The sequence below is a fragment of the Sporichthya polymorpha DSM 43042 genome (genome assembly GCF_000384115.1).
Lineage (GTDB): Bacteria > Actinomycetota > Actinomycetes > Sporichthyales > Sporichthyaceae > Sporichthya > Sporichthya polymorpha.
This window is the reverse complement of sequence record NZ_KB913029.1, coordinates 1,133,789-1,153,089: the sequence shown is the minus strand read 5'-3', so window position 1 is coordinate 1,153,089 and position 19,301 is coordinate 1,133,789. Positions and strand designations below refer to the sequence as shown.

Below are 19,301 nucleotides of genomic sequence, written 5' to 3'. Positions count from 1 at the left end.
GGACGGTGAATTAGGAGAAGAAGAGGGCCTCGGCGTTCCCGGCGACGTACTTCTGGAGCTTCTCCCCGTCCCGGAACTCCAGATTCACCACTTCCCCCAGGCAACGCTCGTGTGTAAGGAGTGGGTAGTCGCTCGCGAACATGACGCGATCTGCGCCCCGGGTGTTGGCGTACTGCAGGATCGCGGGCGGAATGTGCTTCGGGGCAATGGCCGAGGTCATGTAGGACACGTTGGGCCACTTGACCATCAGCTTCACGCAGACGTCGACCCACGGCTCCCCGCCGTGGGCGAGGACGATCTTCAGGTCGGGGAAGAACGCGCAGACGTCGTCGACCGGCAGCGGGTCCTGGTACTTGCTCGGAACCTGCGGCCCGGGGAAGCCGACGTTGAGGCTGACGGGGATCCCCAACTCCACACATTTGGCGTACACGGGGTAGTACGCGGCCTCGTTGTAGGCCAGTTGCGTCTGCAGTCCCATCATGCGGATCAGGCGGTAATTGTCCTGTGCCACAAGGTCTTCGACGAGGCGGACCGCGGCCATGCCGTCCCGTGGATCGACGACGTGGGAGAGCGCGAACCGGTCTGGATGGGTGTCGCGGGCCTTCACGCACCACTCCCGGTCGTCACCGAAGAACCCGGAGCAGAGCACGCCCTTCGCGACGCCGGCGGCGTCCATCTCGTCGATCAGCTGCTCGAGCGTGGTGCCGCGTTCGAGGCGCTCGGCGAGGTCGGGGAACAGGTACGAGACGTCGCCGGCGGTGGCACCGAGATTGGGGTTGATCCAGGCGTCCACGACACCGGTCGGCGGGGGGAAGTGGGGAGCGCGCGTCGCTGTCATCGCCTCTCAGCCTAGCCCCGCGGCTCGCCGCGATCAACGCCGACGTAGGCATTTTCAACACGTGAGTTGACAGGGAATTGCTTTCGAGGCAATCTCTGGGAAGACAACTCATCTCGATCGTGCTCCCACGGAGGGCCGCATGAAGTTCCACCTGATCCAGCCGGGCATGATCGGGCGTCAGCACGAGATCAAGCAGGGCATGGCGGGCCAGAACAAGGAGCTCTACCAGCGTTATCTGGAGGAGATCCGCGGCTACATCCGCCTCGCGGACGAACTCGGGTACGCGTCCTACGGGCACAACGAGCACCACCTGCAGATCGAGGGCTTCGAGATCACGAACCACCCGGGCATGTTCAGCCTGTTCGTGGGTCTGCACTCGAAGCGGATGCGGGTCTCGACCCTCGGTTACGTGCTCACGACGCACAACCCGGTCCGCGCGGCCGAGGAGATCGCGACGCTCGACCACATGTTGCAGGGTCGGCTGAACGTCGGGTTCACGCGCGGGTACCAGTCGCGCTGGGTCGGCTCCTACGCCGCGGTGCCGGGTGCGAACGCGACCACGCCGCAGGACGCGAAGGCGCGCGGCGAGGTCGACACGATGAACCGCGAGATCTTCGAAGAGTGCGTCGGCATCGTGAAGAAGGCCTGGCTGAACTCGACCTTCTCGCACAAGGGCAAGTACTGGCAGTTCCCGCCGGAGAGCGGCCTGACCGGCCACCCCGCGTACGAGAAGTACGGCGCGGGCATGGGGCCGGACGGGATGGTCCAGGAGATCGGCATCGCGCCCCGCTGCTACCAGGACCCGCACCCCCCGTTGTACGGGGCGTTCGCGCACTCGATGCGCACCATCGACATGTGGGCACGTGAGGGCGGCAAGCCGATCGTGATGGCGAACCAGATGGACTTCTGCGAGAAGCTCTGGGACCGCTACATCGCCACCGCCGCCGAGGCCGGCCGTGAGGTCAAGCGCGAGGACGCCGCGGCCTGGGGTGGCGTGCTCATGCTGGGCAACAACCCCGACCGGCTGCAGGAGATCAAGGCCGAGCACGACTGGTACTGGAACGAGTTCTTCCTCCCGTTCGGCCAGGGCTACGCGAACTGCCTGATCGGCAACGCCGACCAGATCTCCTACGCGATCGAGGACGCGCACAAGCGCCTCGGCTTCAACGAGATGTGGCTCCAGTTCGGCCAGGGTCACCTCGACCCGGAGGAGAACGAGGAGGAGCTGCAGATGTTCATCGACAAGGTGGCGCCGCGGTTCTCGACCAAGGACGCGGATGGGACTTGGGTCTGATCAGGACGCCCGTGGCGTCCTGACCCTCACGTTCGACGATCCCCGCACGCGCAACGCGCTCAGCCTGGACGTCCTGAGCAATCTCCTCGACCGGCTGTACCTGGTCGGCGGGGACTGCCGGGTCGTCGTGCTCACCGGAGCCGGCACGACGTTCAGCTCCGGCGCGGACCGCGGCGAGATCGCCGACCCCGCCAACATCGAGCGGGCGGGCAAGCTGGTCCTCGACCTGCTTGCCCGCCTCGACTCGCTCGAGGTCCCCGTCGTCGCCCGCGTCAACGGCGCGGCGTTCGGCTCCGGCCTGGCGCTCGTGGCGGCCGCCGACATCGCGGTCGCCGCCGACGGTGCCCGCTTCGGCTTCCCCGAGGTGCGCTTCGGCATGGTCGCCGAACCCGCGATCGCGGCCTGCCGCCGTCGGGTTCCCGAAGGCGCACTGCTCGACCTTTTCCTCAGCGGCCGGCAGTTCGACGCCGCGGAGGCCGCCTCGTTCGGACTCGTCGCCCACACCGCGCCGCCGGAACTGCTCGACGGGGCCGTCGAGTCCGTGGTCGCGGACCTGCTGATCGGCGACCGCGCCGCGATCGCCGCGACCCGGCGACTGATCCGGGGCGGACTGATCCGGAGCTGACTGATCCGGAGCTGACTGATCCGGAGCTGACTGATCCGGGGCTGACTTGGTCGGGCCGGAGTCTCAGCGGGCGCGGCCGCGCGGGATCGCGATCTGACCCGCCTTCAGCGCCCGGCGCTTGACCCGGGCGGCCAGGGCGTCGGGACGCGCTCCCAGCGGCGGACGCTCGGTCGCCACCACCGTGAGGGCGTCGCCCTCCGCGACACGACCCGGCTGCGCAACGGTCCCGTAGACGCCGAGACAGCGACGGGCGTGGGCCGAGATGGTGCGGACGACGTCGCGATCCTGGGGGAGGCCCAGCTGCTCGTGCCCGGGCATCCGGCACCGGATCGTCGGGAACAGCCACTCCAGGTTCGCGGTGCCGGCGCGCACGGTCGAACCGCACCACTGCCACTCCGGATGGTCCGCGGACGACCTGGCCTCGGCGAGCAGGCTGGGGCGGAACCGGCGGACGTCCCACGTCGACGTCGGCGTCAGCTTCTCCATCGTGGCCATGCTCTGCTCGGTGAGCAGGTGCAGCGGATAGACGTCGGCGTAGGTACCGACGGGGGTGACGTAACGGGTGAGCTCCGCGAGCGTCCTGACCGGGAACATCGACAGGTCCGGCAGCGGCTCGTCCGGGTCGAGGCCCATCACGGTCCGGATGTCGGCCTTCGTCAGCAGCGGACCGCGGTAGCCCTTCTTGTCCGTCACCGCGGGCAGCGGGCGCAGCTCGACGTCGCGGTCGAGGAACGTCGACAGCGCCTTGTGCACGCCGGGGTCCGTCGTCGCGATCTCGCTGCCGTCGGGGAAGGTGATGACGGCCTCGGGTGCGTTGCCCGGCCCCGCGTCCGCCGGTGGGGGCGTGGCGTACCGGGCCGAGAGCAGCATCAACGACGGCAGGCGCTTCGCGCTCGTCGTCGCCTTCAGTTCCACGTCGCGCACCGCCCACATGCGGTCCGCGTGGACGCCGCGCGCGTCGACGTCGACGGCGGAGAGTCGCTCCCCGGCCATCGACTTCACCGGGAACCGCCAGATCTGCGTGATGCGCCCGACCTCGGTCATGGCGCCGAAACTAGCCGAGAAGCGGCTCGGTGAGCGAACGCAGGTCGGGCTGCTTCTCCAGGGTGGTGACGCGGGAGAGGAAGTCCTCCACCCCGTCGGGCGCCAGGCGGCGGTCGGCGAGGTGACCCGCCACGCAGCCGCGGAACTTGGTCACGAGCTCTTCGGTCGACATCGGGTCGGCGAGACTCCCACGGAGCGTCAGCTGCTCGCGGTTCAGCGTGCGACCGTCCGTCAGATTAACGGCGACGCGGGCGCCGTGCTGCGGCAGGTGGGTCACCGGGTGGACGTGGATGCGATCGCGGTGAGCGGTCAGCCGCTCGAGCGCGGCGTCGGTGAAGGTGTCGACGGTGACGGCCCGGTCGGCCAGCGCGGCGGCGACGTTGTAGGCGAGGCAGAACTTGCCCTCCAGGGGCGAGCGCGGCCAGTCGTAGACCAGCACCTCGGAGAGGTTGCGGGCCTCGATCTCGACGTCGACGGAGTCGACGTCGGCCGCGTCCACGCCCTCGTCGTTGAGCAGGCCGAGCAGGGCGCTGATCGCATGGTGATTGGCCCCGCAGCAGGGGTAGGCCTTGAACACCAGGCCCTCCTCGACGGCGAAGCCGTCGCCGAGACCGGCGACGATCCCGTCCAGGTCGCCCTCGCCGCGGCAGATCACGTCGTGCCAGCCGAAACGCTGCTCGAGGATCTCGGTGCTCGCGGTGAATCCGGACGCGGCGAGCAGCGCCGACTCCACCGCGGTCCGGTTGGCGACGCCGGCGTGCAGGGGCTTGGTCATCGTGCCGAAGTTCGCGCGGAGGCCACCGGCCTGCGAGGCCGCGATACCCAGGGCGGACGCGATGCCGTCTGCGTTCAGGCCGAGCAGACGGCCGCACGCAGCCGCGCCGCCGAGAGCGGCGTAGACGCCGGGCTTGTGGTAGCCGGCGGCGTAGGGGCCGAGGCGGGTGTCGGGGTACATCGACGTCAGGCGCGAGGCCAGTTCGTACCCGAGGACGAGGGCGTCGAGGAAGGCGGCGCCGTCCGCGCCGACGTGCTCGGCGAGGGCCAGCACGCCGGGCAGGATCGCGACGCTGACGTGCCCGACGCCGATCCCGATGTCGTCGAAGTCGAGGGCGTGGCCGGCGGTGCCGTTGGCCATTCCGGCGAGCGCGGGGGACAGGCGGCCGCGGCCCGCGCCGAGCAGGGCGGCGGCTCCGGGTGCGCCGGAGGCGACGGCGTAGTCGGCAGCCAGGCGGCCGGCGGGCTCGTCGGCGCCGGCGACGACGCACCCGGCCAGGTCGAGGACCGCGCGGGAGAGGACCTCAATCGCCCGCGGGGAGGCGACACCGGCGGGGGCTTCGGCGACGAAATCGGCGAGGGTGCGGGTCGCGCTCAACGCAGATGCGCCCGGACGCGGGAGCCGCTCTCGTCGATCCATCCCTGAGTGCCGGCGTAGGTGATCACGTCGTCGAACCCCGCGGACCAGGCCGGGTCGGCGGCGAGCGGGCTCAACGCCTTGAGCGCGGCGATGTCGAGCCAGACGTGCTCGCCGTCCAGCGTCCCCACGTCCCCGAGCAGCGCAGGGGCCTCGGCGGGGGTGCACGAGCGGAGTTCGACACTCAGCCCGCGCAGGTTCTCGGCGTCGTCCATCCGCACGGAGTCGGCCGCACCATCCACGATCACCATCACACGAGAAGCCTACGGCGGAATTCCGAACTCGGTCAACACGAGAGTTGACTGACGCCCCGGCGGCATTTAGCCTCGAAACGTCCGTCGGGTCGTGAAGGAGCGTCAGCATGCCGCGTCGGCTCGGTGGCCAGGTCGCCATCGTCGGCCTGGGGCACACGGTCCAGGGCGAGCTTCCGGGACGGTCCGTCTCGTCGATCGCCGTCGAGGCCGGAGCGGCCGCGCTCGCCGATGCCGGGATCGACCGCAAGGACCTCGACGGCCTGATCGCGTGCAAGTCCGTCCAGGGCGGCGGCGGGGACGTGGCGACCGGCAAGCTGCTCGGCGTCAACCTCCCCTACGTCCAGACCCTCGACTACGGGACGTGCAACTTCTCGCTGCACCTCGCGGTGATGGCGATCCTGTCGGGGATGGCCGAGACGGTCCTGCTCACCTACGGCGCGAACGCGCGGAGCGGGAAGTTCGACTTCGGGGCGCCCGTGTACGGCGTCGACATGGCCGAGGCCAACGGCCTCGTGCACATCGCTGGCCGCGCCGGCCTGGCGCTGCAGCGGCACAAGGCGATCTACGGCACCACCGACGAGCAGTTCGGCATGCTCGCCGTCGGCCAGCGGCAGTGGGCGCAGCGCAACCCGAACGCCATCTTCCGCACGCCAATGACGATGGACGACTACCTCGCCCAGCCGTACATGGTCGCGCCGCTGCGGCGGGCCGACGTCACGATGATCAGCGACGGCGGTGTCGCCTTCGTGGTCACCACGGCCGAGCGGGCGCGGGACCTTCCCAACCGCCCGGTGTACGTCGCCGGCATCGCCGAGCACGCGGGGGTGCGCGGCGAGCACAACCCGGAGAACCTGCTCCGCCCCTGGCTCCGCGACGCGGCCGGGGCGATCTGGGCGAACACCGGGCTCGGTCCCGACGACATCGACGCGCTCTACATCCAGGACCCCACGGCGCTGTGGTCCCTGCAGATGTTGGAGTACTACGGCTTCTGCGGCATCGGCGAGGGCGGGCCGTTCCTCGGCGAGGGGCACACGCTCCCCGGTGGCCGACTTCCCCTGAACACCCACGGCGGCCAGCTGTCCGAGAGCTACAGCTGGGGATGGATGCACCTGGTCGAGGCGGTCCGCCAACTGCGCGGACAGGCCGGCGAACGTCAACTCGACGATCCTCGCCTCGCCCTCTACTGCTCCAGCCACGGCTTCGTGAAGGCCGCCGCGTCCGTGCTCTCCACCGATCCGGAGGTGGCGGCGTGACGCCGAACTCAGCGGTTACTACCGAAGATCCCCTGACCGCGCCGTTCTGGGCGGCCGCGCGGGACGGCCGCCTGGTGGTCCAGCGGTGCCGGGAGTGCCAGGTGCTGCGGTGGCCGCCGCTCGACGGGTGCCCGGAGTGTCTGCACCCCGAGGCGGAATGGACGGAGATCCGCCCCCACGGTGAGGTGTGGAGCTTCGTCGTCTACCTGCGCGCGTTCTCCAAGGAGCTCGCCGCGGACGTCCCCTACACGGTCGCGATGGTGAAGCTCGACGACGGCCCGTACATGGTCGGCCGGCTCGAGACCGAGGAGCCGCTCACGGTCGGCGACCGGGTCGAGGCCGCGTTCGTGGACGGCCAGGTCCGGTGGCGGCGCACCTCCTCGGTGCTGTCCGCGGGCGCCCGGGGCGAGTACCAGTGACGGTGCCTCAGTTCGGAGTCAAGCTACCGGGTCTCGTTCCCCGGTACGCGCCGACCCTGCGTGATGTCCCCGACCTCGTCGTCGAGTTCGAGCGGCTCGGGTTCGACGACGTCATGGACGGCGAGCACATTCTGTTCGCGCCCGTCATGCACCACCCTGGTGGCTCCGGGAACATGGTCCACGGCCGGGACACGCAGCACTCCGACCGCTGCGACTCGATGCTGATGTTCGCCACGTGCGCCGCCCGGACGACACGGATCCGGTTCGTCTCCGGCATCCTGCTCGCCGCCGCGCACAACTTCGCGATCCTCGCCCGCCAGGCGGCCACGCTCGACCAGCTCTCGGCCGGCCGTTTCACCCTCGGGGTGGGGGCGGGCTGGTACGCCGACGAGTTCGCGGCAATGGGCATCCCGCCGGCGGAGCGCGGGCGGCGGCTGGAGGAGATCCTCCGCGCCTGCCGGGAACTGTGGGCGCCGGGGCTGTCGGAGTTCGAGAGCGAGCACATCTCCTTCTCCGGCGTGATCACCGAACCGGCGCCGTTCACGCCCGGCGGACCGCCGGTCTGGTGGGCCGGCGACGCCTCGCACCGGGTGACGGCGCGACGCGTCGTCACGCTGGGCCACGGCTGGCTCGCCCGCGAGGCCGCCCCCGAGGCCGAGATCGAGGCCTCGGCCGCCGGCATCCGCGCGGCCTGCGAGCAGTACGGCCGCGACCCCGCGACCGTCGGGATGCGCGTCTCGCTGACCGCGACCGAGGACTGGAACAAGGCGCAGAGCTTCGACGACCTCGTCGAGGCGTCGGTCGCGCGGGTCCGGCGGCTCGTTCCGCTGGGAATCACGCATTTCAACGTTCCGCTGAATTACTACGGTCTCGATTTGGATCAGCTGGGCCAATTGTTGAAAGCGCTCAGAGAAGCGGTCGAAATCCCCGGCGTGTAGTCAACAGTCGAGTTGACAGCACGGGTGACGGCTGCCACAGTCGTCGTACGCGCGTGAGGAGTGCTGCATGTTCGTCCGGAGCAACCAGTTTCTCGGGGGCCGCTGGGTAGCGGCGGCCGGCGACGCGGTTCTCGAGGTCGTGTCGCCCACGACCGAGGAGGTTGTCGGTCGCGTTCCCGTGGCCACGCCGGGCGAGGTCGACGAGGCCGTCGCCGCCGCGCGCGCGGCGTTCGACTCCGGCCCGTGGCCGCGGCTGAGCCTGGACGAGCGGGCGGCGCTGCTCCGCAAGTTCGTCGAGTGCCTGGACGCGAAGCGCGCCCGCGCGATCGACCTGCAGATCCTGGAGATGGGCGCGACCCGGACGTTCACCACCGTCACGATGGCGTCGGTCCGCCCGTTCCTCGAGGCGGCCGTTGCCGACGCCCACCGCATCTCCACCCGCGACGTGCGCGACGGCGCGGTCGGCAAGGTCCTCGTCCTGCGGGAGCCCGTCGGCGTCACGGCTGCCGTCACTCCGTGGAACGCCCCGGTGATGGTGGTCCTGTCGAAGGTGCTCCCGTCGCTGCTGATGGGCTGCCCGATCGTCGTCAAGCCCGCGCCCGAGTCCCCGCTCTCCTGCTACGTCCTCGCTGAGGCGGCCGTCGAGGCCGGCCTCCCGCCGGGCGTCCTCAGCATCGTCAACGGCGGGGTCGAGGTGGGCGCGTACCTCGTCGGGCACCCGGACGTCGACCTCGTCACCTTCACCGGCAGCGTCGGCGGCGGCAAGGCGATCGCCGAGACCTGCGCGCGGCTGCTGCGCCCGGTCACCCTGGAACTCGGCGGCAAATCCGCGGCGCTCGTCGCCGAGGGCGTCGACATGCGCCCGTACCTGCAGTCGCTCGTCGACTCCTCACTGCGCAACAGCGGGCAGATGTGCATCTCCACGAACCGCGTCCTGGTGCACTCCTCACAGCGGGACGAACTCGTCGCGCAGCTTCGCGAGTACGTCTCGACCCTCAAGGTCGGGGACCCGGACGACGCCGACACCTACTTCGGCCCCCTGTGCTCGCAGCGCCAGCGTGACATCGTCGAGAGCTTCATCTCGGCGGGCATCGAGGACGGCGCGAAGCTCGTCCACGGCGGCGGACGTCCCGAGGGCCTGGAGAAGGGCTGGTTCGTCGAGCCGACGATCTTTCTCGACGTCCGCAACGACATGCGCATCGCGCAGGAGGAGATCTTCGGGCCGGTCCTGTCGGTCATCTCCTATTCCGACGAGGACGAGGCGATCGCGATCGCCAACGACAGCCGTTTCGGTCTCGGTGGCACCGTCTTCGCCCCGACCACCGAGCACGCCATCGAGCTCGCGAGCCGGATCGTCACCGGGACCTGCGCGGTCAACGGTGGTCCGCCGTCCGGCGGCGGCGGTCCGTTCGGCGGCCGCAAGGAGTCGGGCCTCGGGCGCGAGCGCAGCGTCGAGGGCCTGGAGTTCTTCCTCGCCACCAAGTCGGTCGCGCTGCCCGCCGGCTACGTTCCGGCCGAGGCGGTGAGCGCCTGATGCGCTGCCGCGTCGCCAGCCTCGGCGAGCTCGAACCCGGCTCGCTGCGCCGGGTCGAGCCGGAGGGCACGGCCATCTGTCTCGTACGTCTGAACGACGGTGGCGTGTTCGCCATCGGCGACGAGTGCAGCCACGAGGACATCGAACTCTCGGACGGCGACCTCGACGGTGACGAGGTGATGTGCCCCGCGCACGGTTCCTGCTTCGACGTCCGCACCGGCAAGCCCAGCGGTCTGCCCGCCACAGCCCCCGTCCCGACCTACCCCGTGCACATCGACGGGGACGAGGTCTTCGTCGAGATCGGTGACTGAGATGACTGAGACAGCATCAGAAACCCGGCCCGCGGCTCCGGCCGAGCACGAGCTGATCGAAGGCGCCGGCGGCTCCTGCGGATGCCCGTTCGCGACCGTCAACCAGCTGCCCGACGTCTCGAAGCTGATGCGGACCAAGGGCGCGGTGGCGCACAAGCCCGAGCTGTTCGCCGGCGTCAAGGCGGACCCGGTCAACGGCGAGATCAACGTTCGCGAGTTCCTCGGTGCCTCGTTCATGTTCAACGAGGGCGACTCGCACCGCAGTCGCCGCAAGCTGCTCAACCCGCTGGTCCGCGTGGACGCGCTGTCGGGCATCCGCGAGGAGATCATCCTGCCGGAGGCCGACCGGCTCCTGGAGGAGCGGCGCCGCACGGCCGATGCGGACGGTCTCGTCCGCATGGACCTCGTCGACTTCCTCGAGCGCGTCTTCCTCCACTTCACCGCGCGCCTGATCGGGCTGACGGACATGGAGCGCAACGAGCGCATCGAGCTCATGCGCAGCTTCGCCGGGCCGATCGCGGCCGGGATGAGCTCGGCGTACCTCGCGGACCGCACCGCGGTGAACAAGATGGCGCTGGAGGCCAAGGCGCGCTACGCCGCCGAGTTCGTCTACCCCTCGCTGGAGTGGCACCGTGAGCAGCGCAAGCGCATCGAGGCCGGCGAGATCTCCGAGGATGACGTCCCGAACAGCCTGCTGAAGATGGTCGCGGCCGGGCTGCACCCCGACTGGGAGAAGGACTCCGACGTCGTCGTCGAGTCGGGGCTGCTGTTCGCGGCCTCCGTCGGCACGAGCACGCAGTCGATCGTGCACACCCTCGACCTGCTGCAGGGCTGGTTCGCCGAGCACCCCGAGGACCTCGCGGACGCCACCGACCCCACGTTTCTGCTGAACGCGCTGTGCGAGGTCATCCGCATGCGCGCGCCGTTCTCGCCGTACACGACGCGGCTCGCGCTGACCGACAACGAACTCTCCGACGGCACGCAGATCCACGCCGGCCAGGAACTCCACATCGAGTGGGTGCGCGCCAACCGCGACACCGAGGTGTTCGGTGAGGACGCGAACCGGTTCAACCCGCGGCGTCCGGAGCCGAAGAACGGCGTCAACCGCTACGGGCTCGGCTTCGGCATGGGCACGCACCAGTGCTACGGCCTCCGCGTCGTCGTCGGCAACGACGGCAAGGGCGGCGCGCACGTCGAACTGCTGCGCAAGCTGATGGCCGCCGGCATCCGGCCGGACCCGGAGAACCCGCCGACGTCCCTGAAGAAGGACATGAACAAGTTCTCCGTCGAGGACATCCCGCGGTACACGGCGTACCCCGTCCTGCTGACCCCCGAGGCCTGAATGCCCAAGCTCACCGTGCAACGCCCGAGCGGCGTTGACGAGATCCTCGACGTCCCCGTGGGGGACTCGGTCATGGAGGCGGCCACCGCGGCCGGAGTCTCCGAGATCGAGGCGATCTGCGGCGGGGACATGATCTGCTCCACCTGTCACGTCTACGTCGTGGACGGTCCGGTCGACGCCCTCCCGCCGATCAGCGACGAGGAGGACGAGGCCCTCGGCTTCGTCAAGGCCCCGCGGGAACCCGGGAGCCGGCTGTCCTGCCAGCTGCCGATGTCTGACGCCGTCGACGGCCTCGTGGTGCGGGTGGCGCCGACGCAGTAGCGTCCGTGCTCGTGGGAACGAACGCATGGTCCGAGGCCGACGTGCCGGACCAGACCGGACGGGTCGCGGTCGTCACCGGCGCCAACACGGGCCTGGGGTTCGAGACCGCGCGGGTGCTCGCGCAGCGGGGTGCGAGCGTCGTGCTCGCGGTCCGCAGTTTCGACAAGGGGAAGCAGGCGGCGGACCGGATTGCCGCGGTGGCGCCCGGCGCCGACGTGACGGTGCAGGAGTTGGACCTCTCGTCGCTCACGTCGATCCGCACGGCGGCGGCCGAGCTCGCCGCCGCGCATCCCCGGATCGACCTGCTGATCAACAACGCCGGCGTCATGTATCCGCCGTACTCGAAGACCGTCGACGGGTTCGAGCTGCAGTTCGGGACCAACCATCTCGGTCACTTCGCGCTGACCGGCCTCCTGCTGCCGCAGGTGCTGGCGACGCCGGGCTCGCGGGTGGTGACGGTCAGCAGCATCGGCCACCGGCTCCGGGCGTCCATCCACTTCGACGACCTGCAGTGGGAGCGCAAGTACCACAAGGTCGACGCCTACGGGCAGTCGAAGCTCGCCAACCTGATGTTCACGTACGCGCTCGACCGTCGGTTCGTCGGCGCCGGCGCGCCCGCCCGTGCGCTTGCGGCCCATCCGGGCGGGTCGAACACCGATCTCATTCGCAACCTCCCGCGGCCGGTCCGGCTGGTCGGCAAAGCCCTGGTTCCGCTGGTCGCGCAGTCCGCGGCCCGGGGCGCGCTGCCCTCCCTGCGCGCCGCCACCGACCCCGCCGCTGAGGGCGGCCAGTACTACGGCCCCGGCGGGTTTGGCGAGTTGCGCGGTCTCCCCGAGGTCGTCGGCTCGAGCGCCCAGTCGAAGGACGAGACGCTCCAGGAGCGGCTCTGGACCGTCTCCGAGGAGCTGACCGGGGTCACGTACTCGGTGTGAGCACCTGATCTCGGAGCAGCCGCTTCGAGACCTTGCCGGTCGGGGTCAGCGGGAGCTGATCGGCCGTCAGGACCCAGGTGCGACGGGGGACCTTGTAGGTCGAGATCCGCTCGCGGGCCCAGTCGACGACCTCCTTGGCGAGGCGGTCGTGCTCGACGGTGGTGGTGACGAGAACGGCGCCGACGTCCTGGTCGCCGGTGTCGGTCTCGACGCAGAAGACGAAGGCCTGATCGACCTCGGCGTGTTGGACCAGCAGGGCCTCGACCTCGGCGGGGGAGATGTTGATGCCCTTGGACTTGATCATCTCGTAGCTGCGGCCGATGTAGTGGAGCCGACCGGCGTCGTCGAACCAGCCGAGGTCGCCGGTACGGAACCAGCCGTCGGGGTCGAACGCCGTGGCGTTCTGCTCGGGCGCGTCAAGGTAGCCCGGCGTGATCGTGCCGCGGATCTGGATGTGCCCGGTCGTCCCGGCCGGCGCGGGTGCCCCGTCCTCGCCGACGATCCGCACCTCCTGCGTCGGCAGCGGGGTGCCCTGCGTGGCCATCCGGATCGCGGGCGGATCGGTGTGCGCCGTGATCGTGGAGTGTCCGTGACCCTCCGTCAGGCCGTAGGCGTTGCAGACGTCGGTGACGCCGAGCTCCTCGATGGCGATGCGTAGGTCCTCGGGAGTCGCGTTGGCGGTGCCGGTGCGCAGGCTCGAGATGTCCCGGCGGGCGAGGTCGGGATGCGCCGCCAGCGCTCGCGTCACCGGGGCGACGCCGTAGTAGACCGTGCAGCGCTCGCGCTCGATGAACTCGAGCGCCGCGGCCGGCTCGAACCGCTCCTGCACGCACAGGGTCGCGCCGTGCACGAGTGCGTTGGGCAGGGCGTTCGAGCAACCGAAGACGAAGAACAGCGGGAGGGCGAACCAGAACCGGTCGCCGTCGCGGATGCCCTGGCGCTCGCCGACGGCGCGGGCGGTGCTGACCATGCCGCCCTGGGTGAGCGGGACGGCCTTCGGCTCGGCCGACGACCCGCTGGTGAACAGCAGCAGGGCGAGGTCGGTCTCGCCGGCCGGGGCCGCCCGCAACGTCTCGAGTGCACTGGAGATGTCATCTTCAGTGCACGGGGTGGAGATGTCATCTCCACCGAAGGCGTCGTAGTTCTCCGGCGTCAGGACCACCCGCGGGGTGGCGCGCTTGAGGACCGCGTCGAACTCGGCGGGCTTGTACCAGGTGTTGAGCGGGAGGGCGCAGGCGCCGGCGGCGTGCGCGCCGAGCAGACCGACGACCCAGCGCAGGCCGTTCGGCAGGGACAGGCCCACGCGGTCGCCGGGCTGCACGCCGGCGGCCCGGAGGCGCGTGGCGAGGGCAGCGGCCCGCACCGCGACCTCTCCGTAGGAGGCGCGGCCGTCCTCGGCCACGACGAACTCGCGGTCGGGGTGCGTCGCGGCGACCGCGGCCAGCACCTCCGGGGTCGTGGCACCGGGGACGGGGAACACACAGCCGGACACGCCGCCAGCGTAGCCGAATCAGCACTCGTGTTGACAGTCTGCGGCCGATACTGGGACTCTGCCGGGAAATGGATTCCGCCATTCTTCGCGATCTCATCCGGCCCGGCGACCTGATCGTCGCGGGTCAGGCGCTGGGCGAACCGACGGCGTTGATCGCGGAGGTCTTCGCCGCGGTGGCGGACGTCCCCGGCGTCCGGATGTTCGCCGGGATGAGCCTGACCACGGTCTTCCCCGAGGCCCCGCCCGGGTTCGGGCTGTGCTCGTTCGTCGGCATGCCGCCGTTCTCGGACCTGATCGCCGACGGGCGGCTGGACCTGATCCCCGCGCACATGTCGGCGCTGCCGCGGCTGTTCGCCGCCGGCCCGCTGAAGGCCGATGTGGTCCTGGTCAGCGTCAGCCCGCCCGACGCCGAGGGGTTCTGCAGCCTCGGGGTGGTTTCTGACTACGTGTGGCCGGCGGTGCACTCTGCCCGCGTGGTGATCGCGGAGATCAACGACGCGATCCCCGTCGTCGCCGGCGAAACGCGGCTGCACGTCGACACCTTCGCCGCGACGATGAAGGTCTCGCACCCGTTGCCGGAGTACCGGGCGCAGGCTCCGTCAGCGCTGGAGCAGGAGATCGGCCGCCACGTCGCCGGGTTTGTCCGGGACCGCAGTTGCGTCCAGGTCGGCATCGGGAAGCTGGCGGAGGCGGTGCTGCACGCGGTCGTCGATCGCCGCGACCTGTCGATCCACTCCGGGATGATCGGCGACACCGCCCTGGCGTTGATGCGCGACGGCGTCGTCACCAACCGGTTCAAGGAGATCGACGAGGGTCGGACCGTCGCCGGATCCATTCTGGGTTCTGCGCGAGGCGTCGCGCTCGCGGCCGCCGAGCCGCGGCTGGACCTGCGATCGGTCTCGTACACGCACGACCCGGGCGTCGTGGGTTCGATCAGCAACTTCGTCTGCGTGAACTCCGCCCTCGAGGTCGACCTGTTCGGGCAGGTGAACAGCGAGGTGGCCGGGAGTCGCTATGTCGGCGCGGTCGGTGGATCCGTGGACTTCCTGCGTGCGGCCGTGGTCTCGCCGGGGGGACGCGCGATCGTCGCGCTGCCCACCACGGCCTCCCGCGGTCGGTCGCGGATCGTGCCGCAGGTCGCGCGCGTGACCGCGGCCGGCGCCGACGTCGACGTCGTCGTGACCGAGTACGGCGTCGCCGACCTGCGCGGGGTGAGCGCGAGCGAGCGGGCGCGGCGGATCGTCGCCGTCGCCGCCCCGGAGCACCGGGAGACGTTGACCAAAGCCGCCACGGAGGCCGGACTGTGACGACCACGCTGACCCGACTCGCCTCGGGATTCGTCCTGCTCGAGGCCGCCCGCTGGCTGCCCGAGCACGGGCTGGTGTTCTCGGACATGCTCGGCGGCGGCGTGTACGCGTTGCGGAACGACGCCGCGCCGACCCCGCTGGTCGAGCACCGCAAGGGCATCGGCGGTCTGGTGCCGCACGCGGAGGGCGGCCTGGTCGTGAGCGGTCGCAACGTGACGCACAAGCGCGCGGACGGGACCGGCGTCGTGCTGCTGGAGACGGCGGAGGACGAGCAGTTCTTCAACGACCTCACCGCGGACTCCGCCGGCCGCCTCTACATCGGGTCGGTGCCGAAGGACCACGAGAACGGGTTCGGCCGCCTCTACCGGCTGCAGACCGACGGCGCGGTCGACGTGCTCGCCGAGGACGTGCGCATCACCAACGGCCTGGCCGCGGACCCGGCGGGCACGGCGCTCTTCCACGTCGACACCCCGCGCAAGGTCGTCTGGCGCTACGCGTTGCCCGGCGGTGAGCGCACCGACTTCGTCTCCACGGAGGCATATCCCGGAGTGCCCGACGGCCTCGCGCTGGCGGCGGACGGCACCCTGTTCGTCGCGCTGGCCGGCGGATCGCTGGTGGTGGGGTTCGACCCCTCCGGTGCTGTGGTCGCGGAGATCGAGGTGCCCGCCCGGCTGGTGACCTCGGTCTGCCTCGGCGGCGAGGACCTGCGCACGCTGTTCGTGCTGACCGGGGTCAACTCCGAGTACCCGGATCCAGCCGGCGGTTCGGTGTTCGCGATGCCCGCCGCGACGGCGGGTCTGCCCGCTCCCGCGGCGGCCGTACGCCTGGCGTGACCCGGTAATTCCGGCTACACTCAACACCAGTGTTGACTGACACGCCGAATTGTATTTCGGTGCGCGTTAGGTGGTGACCGGCGATTCCCGATCTCATTCCGGGCATTCTCGACGGCGTTCGGGTCGTCGAGATCGCCGACGAACTCGCCGCGCACGCCGGGCTCCTGCTGGCCGGTCTCGGGGCCGACGTCGTCAAGGTCGAGCCGCCGACCGGCAGCGTCACGCGCCGGATCGGCCCGTTCGCCGGCGACCCGTCGCCGGACACCTCGATGTTCTTCTGGCAGCACAACCGAGGGAAGCGGTCGATAGTCCTCGACCCCGAAGCAGATCTGACGATGCTTCAGGACCTACTGGCCACCGCCGACGTGCTGCTCCTCGCCGGTCGCGACGCCACACCGTTCGCAGCGGAGCTCGACGTCGACGCCCTGCGTGCGCGCCACCCGAATCTGATCGTCGCGCGGATGACCCCGTTCGGCGACGACGGGCCGTGGGCGGGTTACGTCGGCTCGGACCTCGTGCACCTGGCCCTCGGCGGTCCGGTCATGAACTGTGGCTACGACCCGCGCCCGGACGGCTTCTACGACCTCCCTCCGATCGCGCCGGCCGCCTGGCAGTCGTACGTGATCGCCGGGGAGCAGCTGGTCATCGGCGTCCTCGCGGCGCTGGTGCACGCACAGCGCACCGGGGCCGGGCAGGAGCTCTCGCTGGCTGTGCACGAGGCCGTCGCGAAGAGCACCGAGCTCGACCTCATGAACTGGGTCATGCGTCGCGCTCCGCTGCACCGACAGACCTGCCGGCACGCGGCCGAGAAGGTGTCGAGCGTCCCGACCATCGCGCAGACGAAGGACGGTCGCTGGATCGTCACGATGGCGATGGGGGCCAAGAACGAGAAGCAGATCCTCGACTTCCTCGCCGCCCACGGCATGCCGACCGACCTCGGAGACGACGCGAGCACCGAGACGGGGCGGAACATCCCCGGCAGCTCCGCGGTGAGCGACCGCTCGGCGCGCGTGCTGGATCTCGTGGCGCGCTTCGTCCGCAAGTACACCTACGAGGACTTCCCCTGGCTCGAGGCGCAGGACGCCGGCGTCGTCTGCTCGCCGTTGCGCAAGCCGCACGAGAACGCGGCCGACGAGCACTGGCTCGCCCGCGGCTCCTTCGCGCAGGTCGAGCACCCCGAGCAGGGCCGCAGTTACACCTATGCCGTCAGCAAGTGGCTCTCGACCGAACCGGCCTGGACGGTCGGCCGCCGCGCCCCGCTGCTCGGCGAGGACACCCAGGCGATCGTCGAGGAGCTCGCCGGGCGCACCTCGAACGTCCGAACAAGTGCGCGCTATAGCGACCACATCTTCGGACGCAACGAGCTCTCCGTGCACGGCAAGCCGTTCCCGCTCGCGGGAGTGCGGATCTTCGACTTCTCCTGGTTCCTCGCCTCCGCCGGCGGGACACGGTTCCTCACCGCGCTCGGTGCCGAGTGCATCAAGGTCGAGTGGAAGGCGAACCCGGACACCCGCATCGCGGCGATGGCGCCGGTCGGCGGCCGCGCGGCGCGCGACGCGGCCACGGCGCCCCTGCCCGGCGTCACCGACCCCGACATGGGCGGGCAGTTCAACAACAAGAACCCCGGCAAGCGTGGGCTCTCGCTCAACGTGCGCCACCCGGAGGGGTTGGAGATCGCGCGGAAGCTGATCGCGGTCTCCGACATCGTCGCCGAGGGTTTCTCGCCGGGTGTGCTCGACCGTTGGGGTCTGGGTTACGAGACGCTCCGTCAGATCAAGCCGGACATCATCTATGCGCAGCAGTCCGGGATGGGCACGGCCGGCAGCTACGGCCGCCTGCGCGCGGTCGGCCCGGTCGCGGCGGCCCTCTCCGGTGTCTCGGAGATGTCCGGCCTGCCCGAGCCGGCGATGCCCGCGGGTTGGGGCTACTCCTATCTCGACTGGATCGGCGCCTACAGCTTCGCGACGGCCATGCTCGCCGCGCTCCACTACCGCGACCGGACCGGACGCGGGCAGTGGATCGACGCCTCGCAGACCGAGTCCGGGCTGTACGTCGCCGGCGGTGCGGTGCTGCAGCACTCGGTCACCGGCCGCCCGTGGGTCCGGACCGGCAACGCGTCCGTCACCGGCGACGCCGCCCCGCACGGGATCTACCGGTGCGCCGGCACGGACCGCTGGCTCGCCATTGCCTGCCAGACCGAGGAGCAATGGCGCGCCCTCGCGGCCGAAATCGGCCTGCCCAAGGACCTGACGCTGGCTCAGCGGTTGGCGTCGCCCGACCTCGACGACCGGATCACGGCCTGGACCTCGACCCGGGAGTCCTACGCGGCGATGGAGCGGCTCCAGTCGCTCGGCATCCCCGCCGGTGTCTGCCAGACCGCGGGCGACCGGTGCGACACCGACGCGCAACTGGCGCACCTGAACTGGCTGACCGAGGTGACCGGCACGAAGATCGGCACCTGGCCGCTCGCCGAGTTCCCGGTCCGCCTGTCGGAGACGCCCGCCCACATCGGCGGGCCGATCGACCGCGGCGCCCCGGGGTACGGCGAGGACAACGAGTGGGTGCTGGGCGAGCTGCTCGGCCTGTCGTCGTCCGAGATCGCCCGGCTCGCGGAGGACGGCGTCATCTAAGCCGCGGGCAGCCGCCGCAGGATCTCGTGCAACAGCCCGGTGTGGCGATCCAACGTCGCGGTGTGCTGGTCGAGGATGGTGCTGTGCCGGTCCAGGGTGGCGGTGTGCTGGTCGAGGATGGTGCTGTGCCGGTCCAGGGTGGCGGTGTGCTGGTCGAGGATGGTGCTGTGCTCGGCGAGCGTTGCAGTGTGCTCGTTGGATGCGCGGGCCAGCATCAAGACTGTGGATCGAAGGTCCTGGAGTTGCTCGACGACGTTGTCCAACCGCGCCGACTGCGCGATCAGGGCAACCGAGAGATCCCGCTGCTCCTCGCGGATGTCCTCGACCGTCGCGCTCAGGTGCGCGAGCTGTGTCTGCACGCCGGCGATCTCCTCGTGCACGCGGGCGAACTCACCCCGCACGTCGGCGCTGCGCGCACGCAACGGGACAACTGAAGCTTCCAGCGCGCTGACGCGCGCCTCGAGCTCGTCGTACTCGTCTCCCGGCATGTTCGTCATTGTGCGACCCCCCTCGCCGGGACGCT

General features: G+C 70.5%; 19 protein-coding genes. 13 read left to right on the top strand and 6 right to left on the bottom strand.

All coding sequences use genetic code 11. The features are described 5' to 3' along the window. Window positions 1-10: 10 nt before the first annotated feature. Window positions 11-838: an amidohydrolase family protein gene (locus tag SPOPO_RS0105720; RefSeq protein WP_028984545.1), complete on the bottom strand. Its 828-nt coding sequence runs from the start codon at window positions 836-838 to the stop codon at window positions 11-13. 139 nt (window positions 839-977) lie between these two features. Between SPOPO_RS0105720 and SPOPO_RS0105715 the strand changes: the two genes are divergently transcribed. Together SPOPO_RS0105715 and SPOPO_RS27950 are read left to right on the top strand one after the other, a co-directional pair. Next, on the top strand, window positions 978-2,132 hold the full coding sequence (locus tag SPOPO_RS0105715) for an LLM class flavin-dependent oxidoreductase (RefSeq protein ID WP_019873829.1): 1,155 nt from the start codon (window positions 978-980) through the stop codon (window positions 2,130-2,132). Then, entirely contained in the window at window positions 2,116-2,757 is a 642-nt protein-coding gene (locus SPOPO_RS27950) for an enoyl-CoA hydratase/isomerase family protein (RefSeq protein ID WP_019873828.1), read from the top strand. Before SPOPO_RS0105715 ends, SPOPO_RS27950 begins: the two co-directional genes overlap by 17 nt. Window positions 2,758-2,820: 63 nt before the next feature. Here SPOPO_RS27950 and SPOPO_RS0105705 read toward each other — a convergent pair whose 3' ends face one another. From SPOPO_RS0105705 to SPOPO_RS34190, 3 genes are read right to left on the bottom strand one after another with little or no spacing between them, the layout of a single operon-like run. Continuing rightward, window positions 2,821-3,801: an MOSC domain-containing protein gene (locus SPOPO_RS0105705; protein WP_019873827.1), complete on the bottom strand. Its 981-nt coding sequence runs from the start codon at window positions 3,799-3,801 to the stop codon at window positions 2,821-2,823. A gap of 10 nt (window positions 3,802-3,811) precedes the next feature. Continuing rightward, window positions 3,812-5,173: an MmgE/PrpD family protein gene (locus SPOPO_RS27945; RefSeq protein ID WP_019873826.1), complete on the bottom strand. Its 1,362-nt coding sequence runs from the start codon at window positions 5,171-5,173 to the stop codon at window positions 3,812-3,814. Next, window positions 5,170-5,466: a hypothetical protein gene (locus SPOPO_RS34190; protein WP_156869597.1), complete on the bottom strand. Its 297-nt coding sequence runs from the start codon at window positions 5,464-5,466 to the stop codon at window positions 5,170-5,172. The genes SPOPO_RS27945 and SPOPO_RS34190 overlap by 4 nt, the downstream gene beginning before the upstream one ends. Window positions 5,467-5,573: 107 nt before the next feature. Between SPOPO_RS34190 and SPOPO_RS0105690 the strand changes: the two genes are divergently transcribed. The 8 genes from SPOPO_RS0105690 (at window position 5,574) to SPOPO_RS0105655 (ending at window position 12,516) form a co-directional block, all read left to right on the top strand. Then, window positions 5,574-6,719 carry a thiolase C-terminal domain-containing protein gene (locus SPOPO_RS0105690; RefSeq protein ID WP_019873824.1) on the top strand — a complete coding sequence of 382 codons (1,146 nt, stop codon included), beginning with the start codon at window positions 5,574-5,576 and terminating at the stop codon, window positions 6,717-6,719. After that, on the top strand, window positions 6,716-7,138 hold the full coding sequence (locus SPOPO_RS35030) for a Zn-ribbon domain-containing OB-fold protein (RefSeq protein WP_211210855.1): 423 nt from the start codon (window positions 6,716-6,718) through the stop codon (window positions 7,136-7,138). Before SPOPO_RS0105690 ends, SPOPO_RS35030 begins: the two co-directional genes overlap by 4 nt. 2 nt (window positions 7,139-7,140) lie before the next feature. Continuing rightward, entirely contained in the window at window positions 7,141-8,076 is a 936-nt protein-coding gene (locus SPOPO_RS32430) for a TIGR03619 family F420-dependent LLM class oxidoreductase (RefSeq protein ID WP_169577160.1), read from the top strand. Window positions 8,077-8,143: 67 nt separating this feature from the next. Then, the gene (locus tag SPOPO_RS0105675; RefSeq protein ID WP_019873821.1) at window positions 8,144-9,610 is read left to right on the top strand and encodes an aldehyde dehydrogenase family protein; all 1,467 of its coding nucleotides are present in this window, start codon (window positions 8,144-8,146) and stop codon (window positions 9,608-9,610) included. Continuing rightward, window positions 9,610-9,921, top strand: coding sequence for a non-heme iron oxygenase ferredoxin subunit (locus SPOPO_RS0105670; protein WP_019873820.1), 312 nt, complete (start codon window positions 9,610-9,612; stop codon window positions 9,919-9,921). The genes SPOPO_RS0105675 and SPOPO_RS0105670 overlap by 1 nt, the downstream gene beginning before the upstream one ends. A 1-nt stretch (window position 9,922) precedes the next feature. Further along, complete coding sequence (locus tag SPOPO_RS0105665; RefSeq protein WP_019873819.1) at window positions 9,923-11,263, top strand: cytochrome P450; 1,341 nt, start codon at window positions 9,923-9,925, stop codon at window positions 11,261-11,263. Then, window positions 11,264-11,584, top strand: a complete 321-nt coding sequence (locus tag SPOPO_RS0105660) for a 2Fe-2S iron-sulfur cluster-binding protein (RefSeq protein ID WP_019873818.1) — start codon at window positions 11,264-11,266, stop codon at window positions 11,582-11,584. A gap of 11 nt (window positions 11,585-11,595) precedes the next feature. Continuing rightward, window positions 11,596-12,516, top strand: coding sequence for an SDR family NAD(P)-dependent oxidoreductase (locus SPOPO_RS0105655; RefSeq protein ID WP_028984544.1), 921 nt, complete (start codon window positions 11,596-11,598; stop codon window positions 12,514-12,516). Here SPOPO_RS0105655 and SPOPO_RS0105650 read toward each other — a convergent pair. Then, the gene (locus SPOPO_RS0105650; RefSeq protein ID WP_019873816.1) at window positions 12,500-14,008 is read right to left on the bottom strand and encodes a class I adenylate-forming enzyme family protein; all 1,509 of its coding nucleotides are present in this window, start codon (window positions 14,006-14,008) and stop codon (window positions 12,500-12,502) included. The two genes, SPOPO_RS0105655 and SPOPO_RS0105650, sit on opposite strands and share 17 nt — an antisense overlap. Before the next feature lie 68 nt (window positions 14,009-14,076). Here SPOPO_RS0105650 and SPOPO_RS0105645 point away from each other — a divergent pair, with 68 nt between their 5' ends. The 3 genes from SPOPO_RS0105645 (at window position 14,077) to SPOPO_RS0105635 (ending at window position 18,778) form a co-directional block, all read left to right on the top strand. Then, a complete protein-coding gene (locus tag SPOPO_RS0105645; RefSeq protein WP_019873815.1) occupies window positions 14,077-15,315 on the top strand; it encodes an acetyl-CoA hydrolase/transferase family protein in 1,239 nt (412 codons plus the stop codon). After that, a complete protein-coding gene (locus tag SPOPO_RS32425; protein ID WP_019873814.1) occupies window positions 15,312-16,148 on the top strand; it encodes an SMP-30/gluconolactonase/LRE family protein in 837 nt (278 codons plus the stop codon). The genes SPOPO_RS0105645 and SPOPO_RS32425 overlap by 4 nt, the downstream gene beginning before the upstream one ends. A gap of 83 nt (window positions 16,149-16,231) precedes the next feature. After that, the gene (locus SPOPO_RS0105635) at window positions 16,232-18,778 is read left to right on the top strand and encodes a CaiB/BaiF CoA-transferase family protein (protein ID WP_342672903.1); all 2,547 of its coding nucleotides are present in this window, start codon (window positions 16,232-16,234) and stop codon (window positions 18,776-18,778) included. Here SPOPO_RS0105635 and SPOPO_RS32420 read toward each other — a convergent pair. After that, window positions 18,775-19,266 carry a hypothetical protein gene (locus SPOPO_RS32420; protein ID WP_051098281.1) on the bottom strand — a complete coding sequence of 164 codons (492 nt, stop codon included), beginning with the start codon at window positions 19,264-19,266 and terminating at the stop codon, window positions 18,775-18,777. The two genes, SPOPO_RS0105635 and SPOPO_RS32420, sit on opposite strands and share 4 nt — an antisense overlap. Between the last annotated feature and the right edge of the window lie 35 nt (window positions 19,267-19,301).

What these genes read in the sequence shown, in the direction of transcription:
- SPOPO_RS0105720 (WP_028984545.1), bottom strand. Translation starts at nt 838, where the DNA reads ATGACAGCGACGCGCGCTCCCCACTTCCCCCCGCCGACCGGTGTCGTG.
- SPOPO_RS0105715 (WP_019873829.1), top strand. Translation starts at nt 978, where the DNA reads ATGAAGTTCCACCTGATCCAGCCGGGCATGATCGGGCGTCAGCACGAG.
- SPOPO_RS27950 (WP_019873828.1), top strand. Translation starts at nt 2,116, where the DNA reads ATGGGACTTGGGTCTGATCAGGACGCCCGTGGCGTCCTGACCCTCACG.
- SPOPO_RS0105705 (WP_019873827.1), bottom strand. Translation starts at nt 3,801, where the DNA reads ATGACCGAGGTCGGGCGCATCACGCAGATCTGGCGGTTCCCGGTGAAG.
- SPOPO_RS0105690 (WP_019873824.1), top strand. Translation starts at nt 5,574, where the DNA reads ATGCCGCGTCGGCTCGGTGGCCAGGTCGCCATCGTCGGCCTGGGGCAC.
- SPOPO_RS0105675 (WP_019873821.1), top strand. Translation starts at nt 8,144, where the DNA reads ATGTTCGTCCGGAGCAACCAGTTTCTCGGGGGCCGCTGGGTAGCGGCG.
- SPOPO_RS0105670 (WP_019873820.1), top strand. Translation starts at nt 9,610, where the DNA reads ATGCGCTGCCGCGTCGCCAGCCTCGGCGAGCTCGAACCCGGCTCGCTG.
- SPOPO_RS0105665 (WP_019873819.1), top strand. Translation starts at nt 9,923, where the DNA reads ATGACTGAGACAGCATCAGAAACCCGGCCCGCGGCTCCGGCCGAGCAC.
- SPOPO_RS0105660 (WP_019873818.1), top strand. Translation starts at nt 11,264, where the DNA reads ATGCCCAAGCTCACCGTGCAACGCCCGAGCGGCGTTGACGAGATCCTC.
- SPOPO_RS0105645 (WP_019873815.1), top strand. Translation starts at nt 14,077, where the DNA reads ATGGATTCCGCCATTCTTCGCGATCTCATCCGGCCCGGCGACCTGATC.
- SPOPO_RS32420 (WP_051098281.1), bottom strand. Translation starts at nt 19,266, where the DNA reads ATGCCGGGAGACGAGTACGACGAGCTCGAGGCGCGCGTCAGCGCGCTG.